Raw genomic sequence first — 17,230 nt, forward strand, 5'->3', positions numbered from 1 at the left:
ATAATGCTCCGTCTCAATATAAAAAACGCTACCCTCGCATTTATTACGGTAATGATAGCCTTCACTACTCCAACGCTAGTGATTGCCCAGTCTGAGGAGGCAGACAACTCTACCACCCTCATTGGAAGCGTTCCCTACACCATTAGCAAGCCAGGAAACTATAAGCTGGAACGATCGCTACAGAGCGACCGCAACGGCATTGAAATTCTTGCCAGCAACGTCACCATCGACCTTGATCAACATACAATCAATGGCCCCACTGAAGGTGACAATACCGGATTCGGTATTTTTTCATTCGGCCAAAGTAACATCACCATAAAAAACGGGTTTATTCGCGGCTTTCAGTACGGCGTTTATCTTTCCGGGCTTTCTGACCTCGCCACTCACTCTTCAATGTTGGAAGGGCGTAATCACTTAGTCAACCGTATGGATATTCGCTTTAGCACATTCAGAGCAATCAGGGTTGAGGGCGAGAAGTCGGTGATCTCCGACAATGTGATCTCAGACATCGGCGGGGATACTACCATTGAGAACGCATACGCCATGGGTATCGAAACCTATGGAAAGGATGTCCTAATTCAAAACAACAGCATCATGGAAGTAAGAGGCCAAGGGATTCAGGATATAGGTGAGGGCGTAGGGATTTCACTCTCCCGATATGGCGAAGGCAGCGTTGTGGACAACAACAAGGTCGCTAACCGCGAGTTCGAAATAAGCAGCGACTCTCCCGCCTGGCAGAGCAGATCAAGGTCAACTTACGGCATATGGGTAGGCGGCGATGGCATTCAAGATGTTGTCATCAGTAACAACACCGTCAACAACTTTAAACAGGGCATAACGTTCAAGCGATCTGAGTCGGGCTCTTTCTCTGGCAACCGGGTTACCAACGCGTTTATCCCTTATTACCTCCCCGACAATCATGAAAGAACAAGAGTGGTAGATCTAGGAGGCAACACATCGGATGAACAGACTCTTGAATTGAAGCCTGGGAGGGCAACGCCGGGCCAGATCGAAACCGTGGAGCCCCCTTACCTCACCTATCTTTCTCCCCTGCATCGTCATTCCAATCCTGCCTTTCTTCCTCGGCCAAACCCGACCAATGGCGACGATATCATCATTGGAATTGGCGAACGGAACATGGTCGATTATTGGTCCCCAATCGACCCAAGCAAACCCGACAACCCTGTATTCATTGATCTGATGGCAGGACGAGCGACTGGTGGCGGTGGCAACGACCGTCTGATCAACATTCGCGGTGCGCAGGGCTCCCCCTACGACGACATCATCCTCGGCGATGACCACGATAACTTGCTGGCTGGCGGAAGCGGCAACGATCGTATTGAAGGCAGGGAAGGAAATGACTATCTCTACGGCGATGACGGAGATGACGAGCTTTTTGGCGGCCCAGGCGATGATGTTCTCGATGGTGGTGCCGGCAACGATATTCTGTGGGGTGGCCCGGGCGCTGATACTTTCATTTTCTGGAAAGGAAGTGGCGGCGGAGAAACTATCATTGGAGACTTTTCAGGCAGTGCCGGCGAGCAAGATAAAATTGACCTTGCAGGTATTGTAGCGACCTTCGAAGAAGTCATGGATGCGTCGGTACAGATGGGCGACGACCTGCTTATCACGCTTAACGAAGATGACTCAATCTTGCTGCTCAATATAAAGAAAGAAGACCTCTCCCCTACCGACTTCATCTTCTGACATAAACAGGCAACTATCAGGCGCTTACCGACAGGTTCGCGCCGCCTTTTTTATACGCGACGCATAATGACCGCAACTATCAAACCAAGATTCCCCAACAGCGTCTGACGATATACTCCCGAGCCTATAAAACCCCAAAACCGTCCAAATAATCTATTTTTTCTGGCCTTGGTGAAACGCTCAAGAGTCGTTCTGTTTTCCGCTGTAAACCGATGACTGATTACCTGCAACGAAATAATATTGTTATCAATCCAACCCTGATAACGTCCGCGCCACAGTTCCTTTGCACGCTTACTATTGTTAAGAAACCCACGATTGGTACCAATGCAGTTCAAACTGTGCTGACGATAAAGTACTGTGGGTGTCTCATCATAATAAATTCGACCATTACAACCGCTGACAATCATGTATGCCCACCAATCGTGAGATGCCACGGGCACACTATCGCCTGCCTCACGAATCAGATCCATCAAGGCCTGATTGAAAACCATGGTATTTCCACCTGCAATATTTTGAACGAGTGCGTTCTTAAAAGTTGCTGGTTTTAAAAAGAAGGGGGAGAAGCCAATACTTTGACCATGCTCATCAATCAGTTCCGTGCGTGAACAATAAAGGGCCGGCACGGAACTATCACCACTGGCGAGCCACTCTACTGCGATCTGGAGTTTATTCTCATTCCAAATATCGTCCTGATCGCACCATGCATAATAGTCGGCCTTTACGTCGGCGCGACAACTGACAGATAAAAAGTTTCTAGCAAACCCTTTTACTGGACCATCAGTTAGTTCAATACACTCATGCCCCAAGCGCTCAATTTCGGCTGTAACAATGGATTGCGTAGCATCACTCGATCCATCGTCAGAAACATAGACTTTAACGTTCTTATGGGTTTGACGATAAATTGAAGCTATTTGCTCTTCAAGGAAGCGCTCACCATCTCTCGTGCATAATAATACGGCGACAGAAGCAATAGCAGCCAAGCCCACACCATCCATTGGTAAGTCATTGGAATCTAAACCCTTTGAAACCCTGTCTACAGTCACGTTTCGTAAATCCCCTAAATCTAAGTATCAGTTCCGATAGCAATAAAAATTAGCGCCTCACAAAACGAGAGTACTTTCGAGCTAGTTTTCGGCGTTAAAGCCAGCGCCGCCATCCATACAAAGCGCCACTATCGCATATCAGAAAAATCTGATCTCGAATTGGTATTTTCCACGCCAACTGTAGGATTGTCTATCCTACTTCGAGTAAAAATCGACTTTCTAACACATTTCAAATTGCCACTAGTCAAATGCTTATCAGCTGTCGCGCAGAAAATACCTGGCAGATACGGCAGCAGATCTTGTTAGACGAAACAGCATCCGCCTTCAAAAATGTTATGAATTGAATCCGAATGATATTTTTGGGTTCCCTGTAAATGAGAGTTCCGTCCAGCATTCATTGATATCTGCCTCAAAAATACAATTTTCAAAATGTAAAAAGCGCTCTAATACACGCCTGATGACTGGTTTTGAAGATCCTGGAGTTCGCAATGCCCCATGAAGGCAACCTGTTACAAGCAGCCGTGGTGTTCCTGCTCGCGGCCGTGCTGACCGTGCCCCTGGCCAAGCGCCTGCAATTGGGCGCGGTGTTGGGCTATCTGTTTGCTGGTGTGATCATTGGTCCATCGGTGCTGGGCCTGATAGGCAACCCGCAAAGCGTGGCGCAGTTTTCGGAGCTGGGAGTGGTGTTGCTGCTGTTCATCATTGGTCTGGAACTGTCGCCCAAGCGACTGTGGGTGATGCGCAAGGCGGTGTTTGGTGTCGGCCTGGCCCAGGTGCTGTTGACCGGGCTGGTCATGGCCGCAGTGGCGCTCTGGGTATTTGGCCAGGCCTGGAACAGCGCCATCGTGCTGGGCCTGGGCCTGGCGCTGTCGTCCACCGCGTTTGGCCTGCAAAGCCTTGCCGAGCGCAAGGAGCTCAACCAGCCCCACGGCCGGCTGGCGTTTGCCATCCTGCTGTTCCAGGACATCGCGGCGATCCCGCTGATCGCCATGGTGCCGCTGCTGGCCGGCAGCGACCACCCGACCACCGAAGCCCAGGGCGTGCAACACGTCCTGCAGATCCTCGGCAGCATCGCTGTGGTGATCATTGGCGGGCGCTACCTGCTGCGGCCAGTGTTTCGCATCGTCGCCAAGACTGGCCTGCGCGAAGTGTCCACTGCCACCGCGCTGCTGGTAGTGATCGGCACAGCCTGGCTGATGGAACTGGTGGGCGTGTCCATGGCCCTCGGCGCCTTCCTCGCCGGCCTGCTGCTGGCGGATTCGGAATACCGCCACGAACTGGAATCCCAGATCGAACCGTTCAAGGGCCTGTTGCTGGGACTGTTCTTTATCAGCGTGGGCATGGGCGCCAACCTCAGCCTGTTGCTCAGCTCGCCCCTGGTAGTGATCGGCCTGACCCTGCTGTTGATCGGTCTCAAGCTACCGCTGCTGTACGCCGTGGGCCGGATGGTGGGCGACCTCAATCGCGAAAGCGCCCTGCGCCTGGGCGTGGTACTGGCCGCCGGCGGTGAATTCGCCTTCGTGGTGTTCAAGATCGGCCGCGACCAGGGCCTGTTCGAACCCCATCTCTACGACATCCTGGTGCTGACCATCACCCTGTCCATGGCCGTGACGCCGCTGCTGTTGCTGGTGTGCCCGAAGCTGTTCAAGCCCAAGGTCAAGCCGGTGGAAGTGCCCGAGGAGTACCGCGCCATCGAAAGCGATGCCCCGCGTGTGGTCATCGCCGGCATGGGCCGTATGGGCCAGATTGTGGCGCGGATCCTGCGCGCCCAGAACATCTCGTTCATCGCCCTCGACACCTCGGTGGAAACCATCGAACTGACCCGCAGTTTCGGCGGCATGCCGGTGTTCTACGGCGACCCGCAGCGCCCCGAGATCCTGCACGCGGCCAAGGTCGACCAGGCCGAGTTCTTTGTGATCGCCATGGACGACCCGGAGATCAACATCAAGACCGCCGAGCTGGTGCGCACCCTCTACCCGCACATGAAAATCATCGCCCGCGCACGTAACCGCCAGCATGTGCACCGCCTGGTGGACCTGGACGCCTCGCCCGTTCGCGAGACGTTCTACTCCAGCCTGGAAATGAGCCGCCGCACCCTGGTAGGTCTGGGGCTGACCCAAGCCCAAGCTGATGCGCGCATCAACCGGTTCAAGAACCACGACCTGCAAGTACTCGCTGCCCAGCACGCGGTGTACGACGACGCAGCCAAAGTGATGCAGACCGCCCAGGAAGCCCGTACGGAACTGGCGCGACTGTTTGAGATGGACAGACTTGAGGAAGAGTCCGACAAGGTGTGAGGCTAGCGATGAACGTTCTTGCGAATTTTCTGACAGAATACGGCGCAATTTCGTTCATCCCTGGAGCGCTTCATGGCCACTTTCACCAAGACCGCCGCCCTGCTGGCCCTCGCGCTTACCGCCGGCAGCGTATTCGCCGCTGCCAAGCCGACCGTGCAAACCATCTCCACCTTGGGCGGCAAGTTCACCTTCAGCCTGCCCAAGGCCTACACCGCCGACACCCTGCCGCCGGGCAAGACCGAGGATGGCACTGCCGACACCCAAGGCACGATGTACGCTAACAAGACCACGAAAAGTGTAGTGATCGTCGCCGAAACCGTGCGTAACGACGGGGTGAACATCAAGGACAACGACCCACAATTCCTCGACGGCGCCGTGGCCGGCTTCGTCAAGGACCAGAGCGCCGCCCTGCCCGACTTCAAAAAACAAAGTGAGAAAAAACTGACTTTCAAGGGCCTAGGCCTGCGCCAGGTAGACAGCACCGCCACCCAAGGCGGCGGTAAAACCTTGAACTCCACATTCCTCGGCGGTTCAGGCAATCACCTGCTGGTGATCCAGGCGATTTCACGGGCCGATGATGCAAAAGGACATGCTGAACTGGTGAAACAAATCACTGGCGGCAAGTAACCAGCAGTCCTGACGACGCCAATCAAGAGTGGAAGGGGCATGCCCCCTCCCACATTTGTTCAACGCGCTCACTTCAAATTCGTTTCCAGCCAGGCCTTCAGATCCTGCACTTCCGTCTCACTGACGGTGTGGTTCATCCCCGGATAGCCATGAAACTCCGGCTTCAACCCCAGCCCCACCAACACCTCATTCGCCCGCGTCGCCGACGCATACGGCAGCGCCTGGTCCAAGGTGCCATGACCGATAAAGATCGCCAGCTTGCCCAGACGTTCGTCCGGCTTGAGCTCAGCCTTGAGCACCGGCAGCAGGCTGCCACTCAGTGCCGCGATGCCGCGCACCAACTGCGGGTCACGTAAAGCCACCTCATACGTCATGATCGCGCCCTGGCTGAAACCTACCAAAAACACCCGGTCAGGCTGGGTGTGATACTTGACGGTGGCTTTGCCGACAAAGTCCCTGATCAGCGCAGCGCTGCTCTGCAAATCGGCCGTCACCCCATCGTAATCGCCGTCCCCCGGCGTCTTGGTAAACCAGCGGAAGCCATTGGGCTCCACCGGCATCGGCGCGCGCGCCGACAGGTAGGTCCAGGTGGACGGCAGCGCGTCCTTGATCCCGAACAGGTCCTCCTCATTACTGCCGAACCCGTGCAGGAAAATCACCAGCGGCTCGTTGCGCGCATCGCTTTGGGTCTGTTCCAGGTACGCCAGCGGCAAATCGGTGTGCAACTCGGAATCGGCGTGAGCAACGCCAGCCATCAGGGTCAGCGCCAGGGCAAACAGTTTGAGCATGGGAAATGACCTCAGGGTTTACGCAATAAATAGGTGTCCATGATCCAGCCATTCTCAAGGCGCGCCGCCTTGCGCACCCGCTCAATCTCTTCAGCCACTTCGCTGACTTTGCCGCTGATGAGGATTTCATCAGGCGTGCCCAGATAGGCGCCCCAGTAAATATCGAGGCCTTGATCCGCCACCGTGCGGTAGGAATCTTCCGCGTCGAGCATGACCACCAGGGTGTCGGCATCGCTGGCCTGCCCTGCCGCCAGCCGGCGTCCCGTGGTGATTTCGACGGACTTGCCGATGCGGTTGAGCGCCACCTTATGCTGGGCCGCCAAGGCCTGAACACTGGTGATGCCGGGGATCACTTCAAACTCGAACGTGCACCGGCCAGTGGCCAGGATCGCCTGCAAGATGCGAATGGTGCTGTCGTACAGCGCCGGGTCGCCCCACGCCAGGAAAGCGCCCACTTCACCGTCGGCCATTTCCTCATTGATCATGCGCTCGAAAGTCTGCTGCTTGTCGCGGTTGAGGTCCTGCACCGCGGTGGTGTAGTCGATCTCACCGCGTACACGCTCGGGGCAATCGGCCTCGACAAAGCGGTAGCCGGGCTCGGTGATGTAGGTCTCGCAAATCTCGCGGCGCAGGTCGATCAACTTGTCTTTGCTCTGGCCCTTGTCCATCAAGAAAAACACGTCGGTGCGGTTGAGCGCCTTCACGGCCTGCATCGTGATGTAGTCAGGGTTGCCGGCGCCAATGCCGATGATCAGGATGCGTTTCATGGGTTGCTCTCATTGCGGGGCGTGGATTTTGCCATGTTCACGCGCCTGGGCGTGAGTTTCCAGGCGCAAGCGCCAGACCTTGTTGAAGCGAAGTTCAGTGGCCGACAACGCTTCGACGTCGATGAGGTAGAACATCGACAGCGGGAACTGCATGACGTACAGCAGTGCGGCGCGGATCACAAAGGGGTGCGTAATGGCGACCACATGGCCGGGTTGGGTTTCGAGGGATTTCATCCACTGCGCGACACGTGTGCAAACGTCATCCACCGACTCGCCGCCATGGGGTGCGCACGTGCTGTCAGTGAGCCAGGTGTTTAACTGATCGCCATTCAGTTGGCTGATGGCCTGGCCTTTCCACTGGCCGAAATCCGCGTCACGCAGGGCGTCTTCGATTCCTGCGTCATCGCCGAACAAGCCGGCTGTCTGCCGTGTACGCACTTCCGGCCCGCACAACAAACGCCGGGGTTTCTTATAACGCCCGGCGAGGGACAGCGCCGCGCCATGCCAATCCATCGCCACCGCCTCGTCGTCCGGAAAACGCCCGCGCTTTTGCAGAGGCGTGGCGGCATGGCAGATGAGTGTCAAACGGGTGGCCTGGATCACGGATTGTTTCAACGACAAGGATTAAGGCCACCAAGACTGGCGCAGTTATCACTGGGGCGCAACGCCTTGTGCCAGATAGAGCACCTGGTAGCCCGTGCCTGGGTGCTCGGCATCCAACGTTTTGGCCGACAGCGTAAACCGCACCAAGCGCCACGCTTGTACGTCCAGCGCGAGGAACACCGCGAACGTGTCGTTGCTATCCGCCAACTGCTGATTCCGTCGTTTCTCATCGGCCAAGATGCCCGCGCGGTCCACGCCAGGCGCCAGCGGCCGTTCCTCCCGATACAGACTCAGCGCGTTCTGCGCCGGGCCACGTTGTACATCCAGCGGCAGCCAACTCTCGATATGCGGACGACCGAAGCTGTCGAGCACTTTCTGGAAACGCTCCCCCAGCAAAAAGTCAGCGGCCTGCAACGGGTCGGCCCACAGGTACACCGAGGAATACACATTGCCGCCAGTCTCCTGGGCGATAAACGCCTTGAACAGCAACCCTTCAGCGTGATCCCACAACGGCCCCAACTGCGTGGCACGTCGGCGAATCACGTTCATGTCGTAATCGGCGGGTAAGCGGTGTGAATACTGTTTGGCGAACATCAGGAAGCTCCCAGGCAAGATGAGGTATCAGCTTGCGCATCCGCGATGATTTCAACAAGATATGACCGAATATAGGTGCGATAAGGATTTGATATGACTGACGCGCTCAAACCTCTGGACATCGACACCGTGCACGCCTTCGTACTGGTGGCCGATTTCGGCAGTTTCACCCGTGCCGCCGAGGCCCTCGACACTTCCCAGGCCGCGATCAGCCTTAAGCTCAAGCGCCTTGAAGAGCGCCTCGGCTATCGTCTGCTTGAGCGCACGCCACGGCATGTGCGGCTGTCGCCCCAGGGCGAGCAGTTCATCGTGGCCGCGCGTGCGCTGCTCATCGCCCATGAACGCGCGCTGGGCGACATGGGCACCCACGCACCGCGTCGCCTGGTGATCGGCATCAGCGACCATGTCGCCGGCCCGGACTTGCCGGCCTGGCTCAGCCGCCTGGCCGCCTATGACCCTTTGGTGATCCTCGAAGTGCGCATCGCCTCCTCCCGCGACCTGGTCGCGGCCTTCGATCGCAACGAGCTGGACGCGGTCATCGTGCGCAACGAGGGCGACCGCCAGGACGGCGAAGTCTTGGTGGTGGAACGCTTTGGCTGGTTCGCCGCGCCCACCTGGCAGCACAGCGCCGGCACGCCACTGCGCATGGCGACCATGGCCGCGCCCTGCGGCGTTCGCCACTTGGCCACACGCGCACTGGATGCGGCGTGCATCGACTGGACCGAAGTATTCGTCGGCGGCGGTGTGATGGCCGTGGGTGCGGCAGTCAGCGCCGGCCTCGGCGTCGCCGCCCTCGCCCACCGCGTGGCACCCGCTGGCGCGGTGGAGGTGAGCGAGCAATATGGGTTGCCGGCGTTGCCCGTCAGTGAAGTGGTGCTTTACAGCCGTATCAGTGACGCACGCTCCAGGGAAACGTTGCGCGCCCTGAGCGCAACCTTTCGTGGTGTGCTGCAACGGTGAAACCAGCCCCGCAATTCCTCTGCTACGGGCCATCTCATTGAACATGTGCAGTCAATCAAACCACTCGCGGCGGCCTTCGAAGGTGCTGACGATCAACGCCACAATCATCTGCACCGCCTCGGCATCCTGCACCTGTGCATTCACCGCCAGCCACACTTGGCGCTGCATGTTTTCGGCCAACAACCCCGGCAAAGCCACAAGACCTCGGTCGAAGCTGCTCATGTAGTGCGGCAGCAACCCGATGCAGGCGCCGCAGCGGATCATCTCCAGCATCAGCGAATACGCATGCACCTGCACCACGGCGGCCAGGCGCTGCTCCACCACGTGGTTCCATGGCTGCAAGGCCTCGACCTGCGCATCGGGTTGCCATTGCACCAGCATGTAGTCAGCGAGGTCTTCCACGCTGTCCGGGCGCGTGGTCAGCCGCGAGTAGCGCTTGGCAATGTGCGGCAAGTACTGCAGGCGCGCCAGGGCCCTTGGCGGTTCGGTGACAAAGCCCGGGCCGGGCATCGGGCTGTCGCTGTCCGACAGCCACACCACAACATCCACGTCCACCGCTTGCAGGGACAGTTGGCTGTCGATGGAGATGATCTCCAGGCGCACGCTGGCGTTGCGGCGCAGCAAGGCGATCAAATCGCGGCCGAGGATGTCATGCAGGATCGGTTCGGCCACCGCCACGCGGATCAGCGGCTGTTCCACCACCGGCAGGCGTCGTTCATGGGCCAGAGCGATCAGTTGCGCCTGCAATTGCTGGCCGTCCCGACTGAGCACCAGCCCATTGCCCTGGTAACTGAACAACACGTGGCGCAGGTGCTCTTCCAGTTGCGCCAGGCGCTTGCGCAGCAGCGTCGCCTTGATGTTCAGGCTGCGCGCCGCCTGCATAAAGCAGCCGCAGCGCGCGCTCACCAGAAAGTAGCGCGCCACCTCCGGGTCAATCTCATGGGCCAGGGCCAGCCAATGGCTGCGCGGCTCGGCCGCCGCGGGATAGGCGGCGGTGCCCTGAGGGCCGGACGGTTCCAGTAATGCCATTTGAGACTCCCTGTCTTGTTGGTCTGGGCATCCAATGCGGGTGGACGGGTATTACTCCAATACTTTGTTCAACTCGGCGCCGTCGATGCTCAAGGTCGCGGTGTTGAGCATGCCTTCAAGGTAAGCCTTGGCGATCTGCTCTTGACGCTGGGCACGCAGGGCCTGGGTCAGGCGTTCACGCAGCTCATCGAGGCTGGCGGTGCGCGCCGGTTGTTGGCCGATCAACTTCAGTACATGGAACCCCGCCGGGCTCTGCACCACGTCCGACACCGCGCCGACCTTGAGTCGCGACACCGCCTCGCGCACTTGCGGCACCAGTTGCTGCAACGGCTGCATCCCCGAATCACCTCCGCGCGCGGCGCTGTCCGGGTCCTGGGAAAACTGCGTGGCCAAGGCCGCAAAATCGGCTGGCGCGGCCTGGGCCTTGCGGCTCAACTCCTGGGCCTGGCGCCGCACGGCATCGAGGGTTTGCGGGTCGTTCACGGCGAGGAAAATCTGACTCACCCGGTACAACGGCGGCGTCACCCATTGCGCCTTGCCGCTGTCGTAGGCCTGTTGCAATTCGGCGGCGCTGGGGTAATCGGCCGGGACTTTACTGACCGACAACATGTAGTCGCGAAACACGATCTGCTCGGTGGCGGCGCGGGTCTGTTGCTCCACCTCCGGGCGCTGGCGCCAGCCTTGGGCGTCGGCCTGTTCAAGCACGGCTTTTTGCGCCAGACGCGAGCGGATCCAGGTTTCCAGGGCGCCACGGTTGCCACGCAATTGTTCGCGGGATTCAGCCGGCAGGCTGGCGAGCACGTTTTTCAGTTCCGGCAGATCGATCTGCTGGTTGCCCAGGCGCGCAACCGCCGGCCCGGTTGACGCAGGGCTGATCACCGGCGCCGGTTGTTGCGCCGCCACCGGGTCGCTGCCCGGTCGCAGGCTCAACGCCACTGCCACCACCAGCAGGGCCAACGCGCCCGCGCCGACCATCAGTGTCGGCTTTTTCACAGGACAGGCGCCTCTTCCCCAACCGCAGCGGCCTGCAATTGCGCCGCGTGCTGGCTGTATTCACGCAGGTAGACAATGAATTCCTGCAACAGACGGTCCCACAATTCCAACTGACTGCGCAGGTGCGTGGCGCCAACGCCGGCCACCACCACGTCCATTTCCATCAATAGGAATTCACCCTGCACCGACAACCGCGCAAAACGGCGCGAGGCATTCCACACCTGGGCCAAGCCTTCGGGCAATTCGCCCTGGACCCGCAGCGCGCAGCTGTAGGTGAAGTCCACATAGCTGCCCTGCTCGGCCGCCGGGTTGCCGAAGCGCACGGCAAAGCCGATGCCCTGGCTGGCGCTGAGCAACTGCACGATGCCGTTCTGTTCGGATTGGTTGACCCGGTAGCCGGCTTCCTGCAACAGCTCGGTGAGGCTCTGGACGCTAACGCTGGTGATCAATTCGCTCATGGTCTGTTCTTCCTTGTCGATCAGTGGGTGACGCCCGCCTGGGGCGCATCAAAACGGCTCTTGTACAAATCGTCGCCAAAACCCTGGGCCAGTTCCTCGAACTTGACCCGCGCGCTGCTGGCGAACGGCTGGCGAATACTCATCACCTCAGCCACATCGATTTTTTCGTAGGCCGCGAGCAACTGCTGGGCCACGCCGTACATTTGTTGATTCTTGACTGAACATTGCTGCACTTGTGTGTCACGTTCGCTCAATTGCGCCTGCAACCGCGCACGCTCGGTTTCCTTGCCCTTGGCCAGCACCAGCAACTCGTCATAGGCCTTCTTGAACTTGCCAATCTGCTCGTTGCTCGCATTCACCTGGGCTTGCGCCTGGCTGTGCAGGCTTTGTTGCTGGCCGGCCAGTTGCTCGGCCAGGCCACGGGTCTTTTCCAGCTCAGCCGTCAACTGCTTGATCTGGGCCTGGGCCTGCTTGGCCTGGGTTTCGGCGGCGATGCGCGCGGCACTGGCCTGGGCCTGCTCGCTTTGCAACGCCTGCAATTGCTGGGTAGTGCTGCGCAGTTGGGTACGCAGGCGTTCCTCCATGCCTTCGGCGCAAGCGCCGCTGGCGACGAACAGCAACAACAGCCCGCAGATTCGCGTGTTCATGTGGCATCTCCCTGCGCATCAAAAGCGCGTGTTGAGTTCCAGTTGCATCACATCCACCTCAAACGGCTGGCCGTAGACTTCGGAGGCGCTCAACCAACGTGCGCTGGCGTAGATGTTCTTTTCGATGCCGTAGTTGGCGCCAATGAAATAGCCCTTGGCATTGGTGCCGCCCAGGTGGAACGAGGAGTCATTGAAGCCGTCGGGCAAGGCGTCGGGTTGGATGTATTTGTAGCCGGCCAGCACGTTCCAATCGCCACGCTTGCGCATCTCCAGCGCGCTGCCGAGGGTGAACGAGACCATCAAGGCATTGCCGCCACTTTCAAACTGGCCGTCGCTGTTGAGGTTGTTGACGATCTGGCCTTCGCTGCGCTTGAGCATTTCGCCCTTGTCGTAGGCCAGGTTGTGAATGAAGTTGCCCTGGCTGCGCAGCTTCAAGTCGCTGGGCAACTCGCTGTCCCAGACCGCGTTGAGGTCCAGCACATTGAACTTGGACGCCAGGCCGACGTATTGCGGCTCCGGCGTGAGGCCGGGTGTGGCCGGGTTAGGCGTGATGTTGCGCAGGTTGAACACGCTGTTGCCCTTTTGCATAAACGCCACCCGCGAGCCATCAGTGTCGCAACCGGGTTGGCCTGCCCACGGTGAGCACGGGCTGGAACGTTCGCCTTCGATGTCCTGGAATTGGTAGTACGCGGCGGCCAGCTTGAGTTTGTTGCTGCGGCTGATCTTCCAGTCCGCGCCGATCTGCCCGCCAAACAGCCATTTGGTCTCGCTGTCCTGCTTGTCGACGCCGTTGCTGCTGGCAGTGTCGGAGGTGTACTCGACCGGGAACGCACCAAGGGTGCCGAACAGGCCCCACTCGCTGTTGAGGCTGTGATTGAAAATCGCCGCCACGCCATCGAAATTGAGGTCGTTGGAATACATCATGTCAGTGGAATAGAACGGGTTGCCGATACGCCCGCCGGTCAGCGTCACCGCGTCGGAGGCTTTCCAGCTCAGGTAACCCTGGTCGAGCCAGATGTCTTTCTTGCCGAAACCACCGCCCAGGGTCTGGGTGGTGGACACCGGGTTATTGTCCGAACCGGTACCCAGGCGAATGCCGGCGGTCCATTCCGGCGAAATCACCGCTTTCATGCCCAGGCGGGCGCGCAGGCGGAACAGGTTCTCACGGTCCTCGCGGGTATTGAGCAACGGCGGGAAACGCGTATTGGTGCCAGGATTGACGTCATACGGGCCCGAATCGTTGAGCTTGGCGTAGTCGGTGATGGTGTCGTCGTTCTTGCCCGAAAAATACCGAGATTCGTCGCGTAAACGGATATCGCCATCAAAGCTCACCCGTGAGATCCAATCCGGAAAGGTGTTGGGTTGGGCCCAGTTTTCCTGCTTGGCGGTGGCCATGACTTCAGCTTTCACCTGGTCACGGATCTGATCACGCACCGCTTGCGGCACATACTGCACCCGCACATCCCCAGGCGCTGCGGCCGGGCCGCTGGCAACCACCGGCGCCGCATTGGCCTGGCGCGCCTGCAAGGCTTCTTTTTCGGCCTGGGCGATCAGGCCGTTGGCGGTGTCCTGGGTCAGCACGCCCTGCTGCACCAGCAGGCGGATCAGGTTGATGGTGACGTTTTCCGAAGGGGCAACCGGAGCAGCCGCCGCCTGGCCGACCAGGGTCGCGATGACCATGCCAACCGCCAGGGTCAGTCGATTCACGGGGGAAATCATGTGTACGCAACTCCTGTAAAAAACCATTGAAAAAGCATTCGATCAATCTGGACGCCGACCCTTGAGGGACAGGCGTACCGGCATCGTCACCGAGGCCGGCACCCGTTGCGTGGCATGGGGCGCACGCAAGGCCGCGAGGACCTGGGCATCGGTGTCGGCATCGCCGCTGGACTTGGCCAACTGCGCACGGGTGACCGCGCCTTCGGCGTCAAGCCACAAGTCCGCTTGCACCGTGTAAGCCTTCTTGCGTAACTCCGGGTCTTCGCGCAGCAGGCGTTGAAACACCCCGGCCAAGTACTGCTTATAAGTGCCGGCACCGAGTCCACCACCACCGGAACCCGCCATGCCGCCGCCCTTGCCCGCGCCAATGTTGAAACCGTCGTTGCCTGACTGGGCGTCGCCATCGATCTGCATCGGGTTGGCCAGGTCATCGGCCGGTGAAGGCGGCGCTTCCTCGGCCGGCTTGACCTCTTCCGGTTCTGGAGTAGGGACTGGCTCAGGGATTTTTTCTTCCACTTGCGGCTCTGGTTCCTTGGGCTTTTCAGGCGGTGGCGGCGGCGGTGGCGGCAACGGAATAATCGTCGGCACCTTCGGCGCTTCGCGACGTACGCCACTCATGTCATTGGCCCACTGCCATAAAAACCAGGCCGCCACGGCCGCCAGCAGCAGGCCGGCGCCCCACTTCAGCGGGCGCAGCTTCGGCGTTTTCTTGACCGGCAACGGCGTGATCGGGATCTGTGCAGTCATGACTCAGCCCTGGCTCGGTTTGCCGGTGACCAACCCGACCTGGGACAGCTCCAATCGGCGCAGCAGGTCGAGCACTTCGATCACTTTCTGGTACTGCACCATGGCGTCGCCGCGCACGATCACCGGGAAATCCGGGTTCAGTGCTTTCTCGATGCGCAGGCGCTCTTCCAGCTCGCCGAGGGTCACCGGGTAAGCGTCGAGGAACACCTGGCCGCCGTCATTGACGGAAATGGCCTTGGTCTTTGCCTCCGACAACGACACCGAAGCGCTGGCCTTGGGCAGGTGAATCTGGATACCCGACACCTGGGCGGTGGCGGTGAGGATGAACATCACCAACACCACCATCAGCACGTCCACCAGCGGCGTGATGTTGATGCTGTCGACAGCGGCATCATCGTCATCGTCGTGGGAGGTATTTACGGAAGCCATGGCGATTCTCCTCAGGCCGGAACCGATGCGTGATGTTCGCGACGGTGCGCGGCTTCACTGTGCTGGCTCTCGCCGTGCATCTCCGCCAGGCGGGTGATGAACTCGTCGACGAACACCCGCATGTCGGCGCTGACTTCCTTGTTGCGCGTGATCAGGCGGTTGTAGCCAAACAGCGCGGGGATCGCGACGAACAGGCCCATGGCCGTGGCCAGCAAGGCGGCCGCCATACCGGGGGCGATGGCGTTGATGTTGACGTCACCGGCCATGGCCGTGCCGAGGAACACCACCATGATCCCCAGCACCGTACCGAGCAGGCCGATGTACGGGCCGCCGGCAATGGCGTTGGACAAGGTCGAGAGTTTGGAACTGAGGGCCTGGTTCTCACGGGTGCGCACGCCGTCCATGGAACAGCGGATGGCTTCGATGGTGGCCGCAGACACCGATGAGGTGTCGGCGCCCTGGGCACGTCGCGTGCGGATCTCCTTGACCGCCACCAGGTACAGGCGCCACAGCGAGGAATGGGTCAGCCGCTCACCCAGTTGCGCGTCGTCGGCGTACATTTCCAGGCGGGTGCCGATCTGCGCGAAGTGCTCGCGGAACACCTCGTTGGCACTGCTCACACGGCTGACCTGACGGTTCTTGCGCAGCATGATCACCCACGATTGGAACATCATCGCCACCAGCACCAGGATGATGACCCAGGCATCCACCGGCACGGCATTGAGCAAAAAGCCCAGGCTGCCGAAGCCCATGCCCGACTGTTCTTCATCCACCCCGTAAGCCACCAGTTTCGACTCGGCGCCCTGGGCACTGGCATCAGCCAGCAACAGCGCGGCCGGGCGCGCCACTTTGGACAAGCGCAGCTCATCCATCGCACCAGCGAACGGCAAGTGCGTACTGCCCGCTTCCGGCAGGTCGGCACCGATGGCGAATTGGGAATTGAAGGCCGGCAATGCGACGGCGAGCGTCGCGGTTTCGCGACCATTCACATACAGCGCGACTTTTTCACCCTCGGCGGTGAACGCCAAGTGCTGCCATTGGCCGGGGTTCAACGGCTGCGTCGAGACAGCGCGCTGGCCGTCGATTTCCACAAACGGCATGCCTTGATTCAAGCCCAGCAGCAGGCTGTGGGCACCGTCGCGACGGGCCAGGACGATTTGTTCGCCACTGGCCTGGTCCAGACGCAACCAGGCGCTGACGGTGAACGCCCCACCGGCGGCGTGTTGCAGCGACGGGCTGGCCGGCAGCAACAGCGGCTGGCCGCCGAACTGCAAGGCGCGGCCGATTACGCCGTCGATGCTCGCGCCGGTGGCGTTCAGCGCCGTGTTGGCATAGGCCGTGGTGTCCCGTGGCGGCGTGGCATTGGCGCCGTCAAAGTGATAGAGCGCGGTGTAATTCGGGTCAAACGTCAGCTGGCCGTTAGCGGTGGCCGGGGCCTTCTGGTTGCCGTAGTACATCCAGATGTCCTGGCGCTGGCCGCCTTCGACCTTGGGCACGTCGACCCAAATCAGCGCCATGCCCATCAACGGATCAAAGCTCTCGATCTGGTGATTGAGCACGGTCTTGTCATCGGCACTCACAAAGCGCAGGTCGGCGCCGTCGTCCTTGACCCCGTCAAAGGTGAAATTGCCGGTGTGCAAGCGCACCAGCAGTGCGGTACGGCCCAAGGCCTGATTGATCGCGGCGCCTTGGGCGGTGGTGTCTACCGAAATCTGTTTGCGGTAGTGCCAATCGTCCTGCCACCAGGCGTGGGCGGTGGCCGGGAGCGCGAAGCCCAGGCAGATCATCAGGCTCAGAAATAGGCGTTGCATGGATGAAGTCT

Annotated in this window: 17 protein-coding genes; 4 read left to right on the plus strand and 13 right to left on the minus strand. The window is 59.7% G+C overall.

Annotated features, from left to right (window positions below; all coding sequences use genetic code 11):
* The first annotated feature begins 3 nt into the window (after positions 1-3).
* A complete protein-coding gene (locus tag AB4N82_RS28470) occupies positions 4-1,707 on the plus strand; it encodes a right-handed parallel beta-helix repeat-containing protein (protein ID WP_122763648.1) in 1,704 nt (567 codons plus the stop codon).
* 50 nt (positions 1,708-1,757) lie between these two features.
* Here AB4N82_RS28470 and AB4N82_RS28475 read toward each other — a convergent pair whose 3' ends face one another.
* Positions 1,758-2,750: a glycosyltransferase family 2 protein gene (locus AB4N82_RS28475; RefSeq protein ID WP_241089562.1), complete on the minus strand. Its 993-nt coding sequence runs from the start codon at positions 2,748-2,750 to the stop codon at positions 1,758-1,760.
* A gap of 488 nt (positions 2,751-3,238) precedes the next feature.
* On the opposite strand from AB4N82_RS28475, the gene AB4N82_RS28480 reads away from it, so the two are divergent.
* Both AB4N82_RS28480 and AB4N82_RS28485 read left to right on the plus strand, forming a co-directional pair.
* On the plus strand, positions 3,239-5,047 hold the full coding sequence (locus AB4N82_RS28480; RefSeq protein WP_032885382.1) for a monovalent cation:proton antiporter-2 (CPA2) family protein: 1,809 nt from the start codon (positions 3,239-3,241) through the stop codon (positions 5,045-5,047).
* A gap of 72 nt (positions 5,048-5,119) precedes the next feature.
* Positions 5,120-5,674, plus strand: a complete 555-nt coding sequence (locus AB4N82_RS28485; protein ID WP_122763650.1) for a DcrB/PsbP domain-containing protein — start codon at positions 5,120-5,122, stop codon at positions 5,672-5,674.
* A 68-nt stretch (positions 5,675-5,742) separates the two neighbouring features.
* Here the strand turns inward: AB4N82_RS28485 and AB4N82_RS28490 are convergent, their stop codons facing one another.
* From AB4N82_RS28490 to AB4N82_RS28505, 4 genes are read right to left on the minus strand one after another with little or no spacing between them, the layout of a single operon-like run.
* The gene (locus AB4N82_RS28490) at positions 5,743-6,462 is read right to left on the minus strand and encodes an alpha/beta hydrolase (RefSeq protein WP_122763651.1); all 720 of its coding nucleotides are present in this window, start codon (positions 6,460-6,462) and stop codon (positions 5,743-5,745) included.
* Positions 6,463-6,473: 11 nt separating this feature from the next.
* On the minus strand, positions 6,474-7,229 hold the full coding sequence (cobF, locus tag AB4N82_RS28495) for a precorrin-6A synthase (deacetylating) (protein WP_122763652.1): 756 nt from the start codon (positions 7,227-7,229) through the stop codon (positions 6,474-6,476).
* A 9-nt stretch (positions 7,230-7,238) separates the two neighbouring features.
* The gene (locus AB4N82_RS28500) at positions 7,239-7,829 is read right to left on the minus strand and encodes a histidine phosphatase family protein (RefSeq protein ID WP_032885417.1); all 591 of its coding nucleotides are present in this window, start codon (positions 7,827-7,829) and stop codon (positions 7,239-7,241) included.
* 51 nt (positions 7,830-7,880) lie between these two features.
* On the minus strand, positions 7,881-8,426 hold the full coding sequence (locus AB4N82_RS28505; RefSeq protein WP_032885386.1) for a DUF4865 family protein: 546 nt from the start codon (positions 8,424-8,426) through the stop codon (positions 7,881-7,883).
* Between the two features lie 93 nt (positions 8,427-8,519).
* Here AB4N82_RS28505 and AB4N82_RS28510 point away from each other — a divergent pair, with 93 nt between their 5' ends.
* Positions 8,520-9,386, plus strand: coding sequence for a LysR family transcriptional regulator (locus AB4N82_RS28510; RefSeq protein WP_122763653.1), 867 nt, complete (start codon positions 8,520-8,522; stop codon positions 9,384-9,386).
* Between the two features lie 51 nt (positions 9,387-9,437).
* On the opposite strand, the gene AB4N82_RS28515 is transcribed toward AB4N82_RS28510, so the two are convergent.
* The 8 genes from AB4N82_RS28515 to AB4N82_RS28550 are packed head-to-tail and all read right to left on the minus strand — an operon-like array spanning position 9,438 to position 17,219.
* A complete protein-coding gene (locus AB4N82_RS28515) occupies positions 9,438-10,415 on the minus strand; it encodes a LysR family transcriptional regulator (protein ID WP_122763654.1) in 978 nt (325 codons plus the stop codon).
* A gap of 51 nt (positions 10,416-10,466) precedes the next feature.
* On the minus strand, positions 10,467-11,408 hold the full coding sequence (locus AB4N82_RS28520; RefSeq protein ID WP_032885389.1) for a peptidylprolyl isomerase: 942 nt from the start codon (positions 11,406-11,408) through the stop codon (positions 10,467-10,469).
* A complete protein-coding gene (locus AB4N82_RS28525; RefSeq protein WP_032885390.1) occupies positions 11,405-11,866 on the minus strand; it encodes a YbjN domain-containing protein in 462 nt (153 codons plus the stop codon). The genes AB4N82_RS28520 and AB4N82_RS28525 overlap by 4 nt, the downstream gene beginning before the upstream one ends.
* Before the next feature lie 20 nt (positions 11,867-11,886).
* The gene (locus AB4N82_RS28530) at positions 11,887-12,513 is read right to left on the minus strand and encodes a DNA repair protein (RefSeq protein WP_095185991.1); all 627 of its coding nucleotides are present in this window, start codon (positions 12,511-12,513) and stop codon (positions 11,887-11,889) included.
* Between the two features lie 18 nt (positions 12,514-12,531).
* Complete coding sequence (locus AB4N82_RS28535) at positions 12,532-14,232, minus strand: putative porin (RefSeq protein ID WP_032885392.1); 1,701 nt, start codon at positions 14,230-14,232, stop codon at positions 12,532-12,534.
* Between the two features lie 42 nt (positions 14,233-14,274).
* Positions 14,275-14,979 carry an energy transducer TonB family protein gene (locus AB4N82_RS28540; RefSeq protein WP_032885393.1) on the minus strand — a complete coding sequence of 235 codons (705 nt, stop codon included), beginning with the start codon at positions 14,977-14,979 and terminating at the stop codon, positions 14,275-14,277.
* A 3-nt stretch (positions 14,980-14,982) separates the two neighbouring features.
* Positions 14,983-15,408 (minus strand): ExbD/TolR family protein, encoded by a 426-nt coding sequence (locus AB4N82_RS28545; protein ID WP_016980095.1) that lies wholly within the window; start codon positions 15,406-15,408, stop codon positions 14,983-14,985.
* A gap of 11 nt (positions 15,409-15,419) precedes the next feature.
* Positions 15,420-17,219, minus strand: a complete 1,800-nt coding sequence (locus AB4N82_RS28550; protein ID WP_099601618.1) for a DUF2341 domain-containing protein — start codon at positions 17,217-17,219, stop codon at positions 15,420-15,422.
* Between the last annotated feature and the right edge of the window lie 11 nt (positions 17,220-17,230).

This window comes from Pseudomonas sp. H1_D04, from assembly GCF_054683855.1.

What these genes read in the sequence shown, in the direction of transcription:
- AB4N82_RS28470 (WP_122763648.1), top strand. Translation starts at nt 4, where the DNA reads ATGCTCCGTCTCAATATAAAAAACGCTACCCTCGCATTTATTACGGTA.
- AB4N82_RS28480 (WP_032885382.1), top strand. Translation starts at nt 3,239, where the DNA reads ATGCCCCATGAAGGCAACCTGTTACAAGCAGCCGTGGTGTTCCTGCTC.
- AB4N82_RS28485 (WP_122763650.1), top strand. Translation starts at nt 5,120, where the DNA reads ATGGCCACTTTCACCAAGACCGCCGCCCTGCTGGCCCTCGCGCTTACC.
- AB4N82_RS28490 (WP_122763651.1), bottom strand. Translation starts at nt 6,462, where the DNA reads ATGCTCAAACTGTTTGCCCTGGCGCTGACCCTGATGGCTGGCGTTGCT.
- cobF (WP_122763652.1), bottom strand. Translation starts at nt 7,229, where the DNA reads ATGAAACGCATCCTGATCATCGGCATTGGCGCCGGCAACCCTGACTAC.
- AB4N82_RS28505 (WP_032885386.1), bottom strand. Translation starts at nt 8,426, where the DNA reads ATGTTCGCCAAACAGTATTCACACCGCTTACCCGCCGATTACGACATG.
- AB4N82_RS28510 (WP_122763653.1), top strand. Translation starts at nt 8,520, where the DNA reads ATGACTGACGCGCTCAAACCTCTGGACATCGACACCGTGCACGCCTTC.
- AB4N82_RS28515 (WP_122763654.1), bottom strand. Translation starts at nt 10,415, where the DNA reads ATGGCATTACTGGAACCGTCCGGCCCTCAGGGCACCGCCGCCTATCCC.
- AB4N82_RS28525 (WP_032885390.1), bottom strand. Translation starts at nt 11,866, where the DNA reads ATGAGCGAATTGATCACCAGCGTTAGCGTCCAGAGCCTCACCGAGCTG.
- AB4N82_RS28530 (WP_095185991.1), bottom strand. Translation starts at nt 12,513, where the DNA reads ATGAACACGCGAATCTGCGGGCTGTTGTTGCTGTTCGTCGCCAGCGGC.
- AB4N82_RS28535 (WP_032885392.1), bottom strand. Translation starts at nt 14,232, where the DNA reads ATGATTTCCCCCGTGAATCGACTGACCCTGGCGGTTGGCATGGTCATC.
- AB4N82_RS28540 (WP_032885393.1), bottom strand. Translation starts at nt 14,979, where the DNA reads ATGACTGCACAGATCCCGATCACGCCGTTGCCGGTCAAGAAAACGCCG.
- AB4N82_RS28545 (WP_016980095.1), bottom strand. Translation starts at nt 15,408, where the DNA reads ATGGCTTCCGTAAATACCTCCCACGACGATGACGATGATGCCGCTGTC.
- AB4N82_RS28550 (WP_099601618.1), bottom strand. Translation starts at nt 17,219, where the DNA reads ATGCAACGCCTATTTCTGAGCCTGATGATCTGCCTGGGCTTCGCGCTC.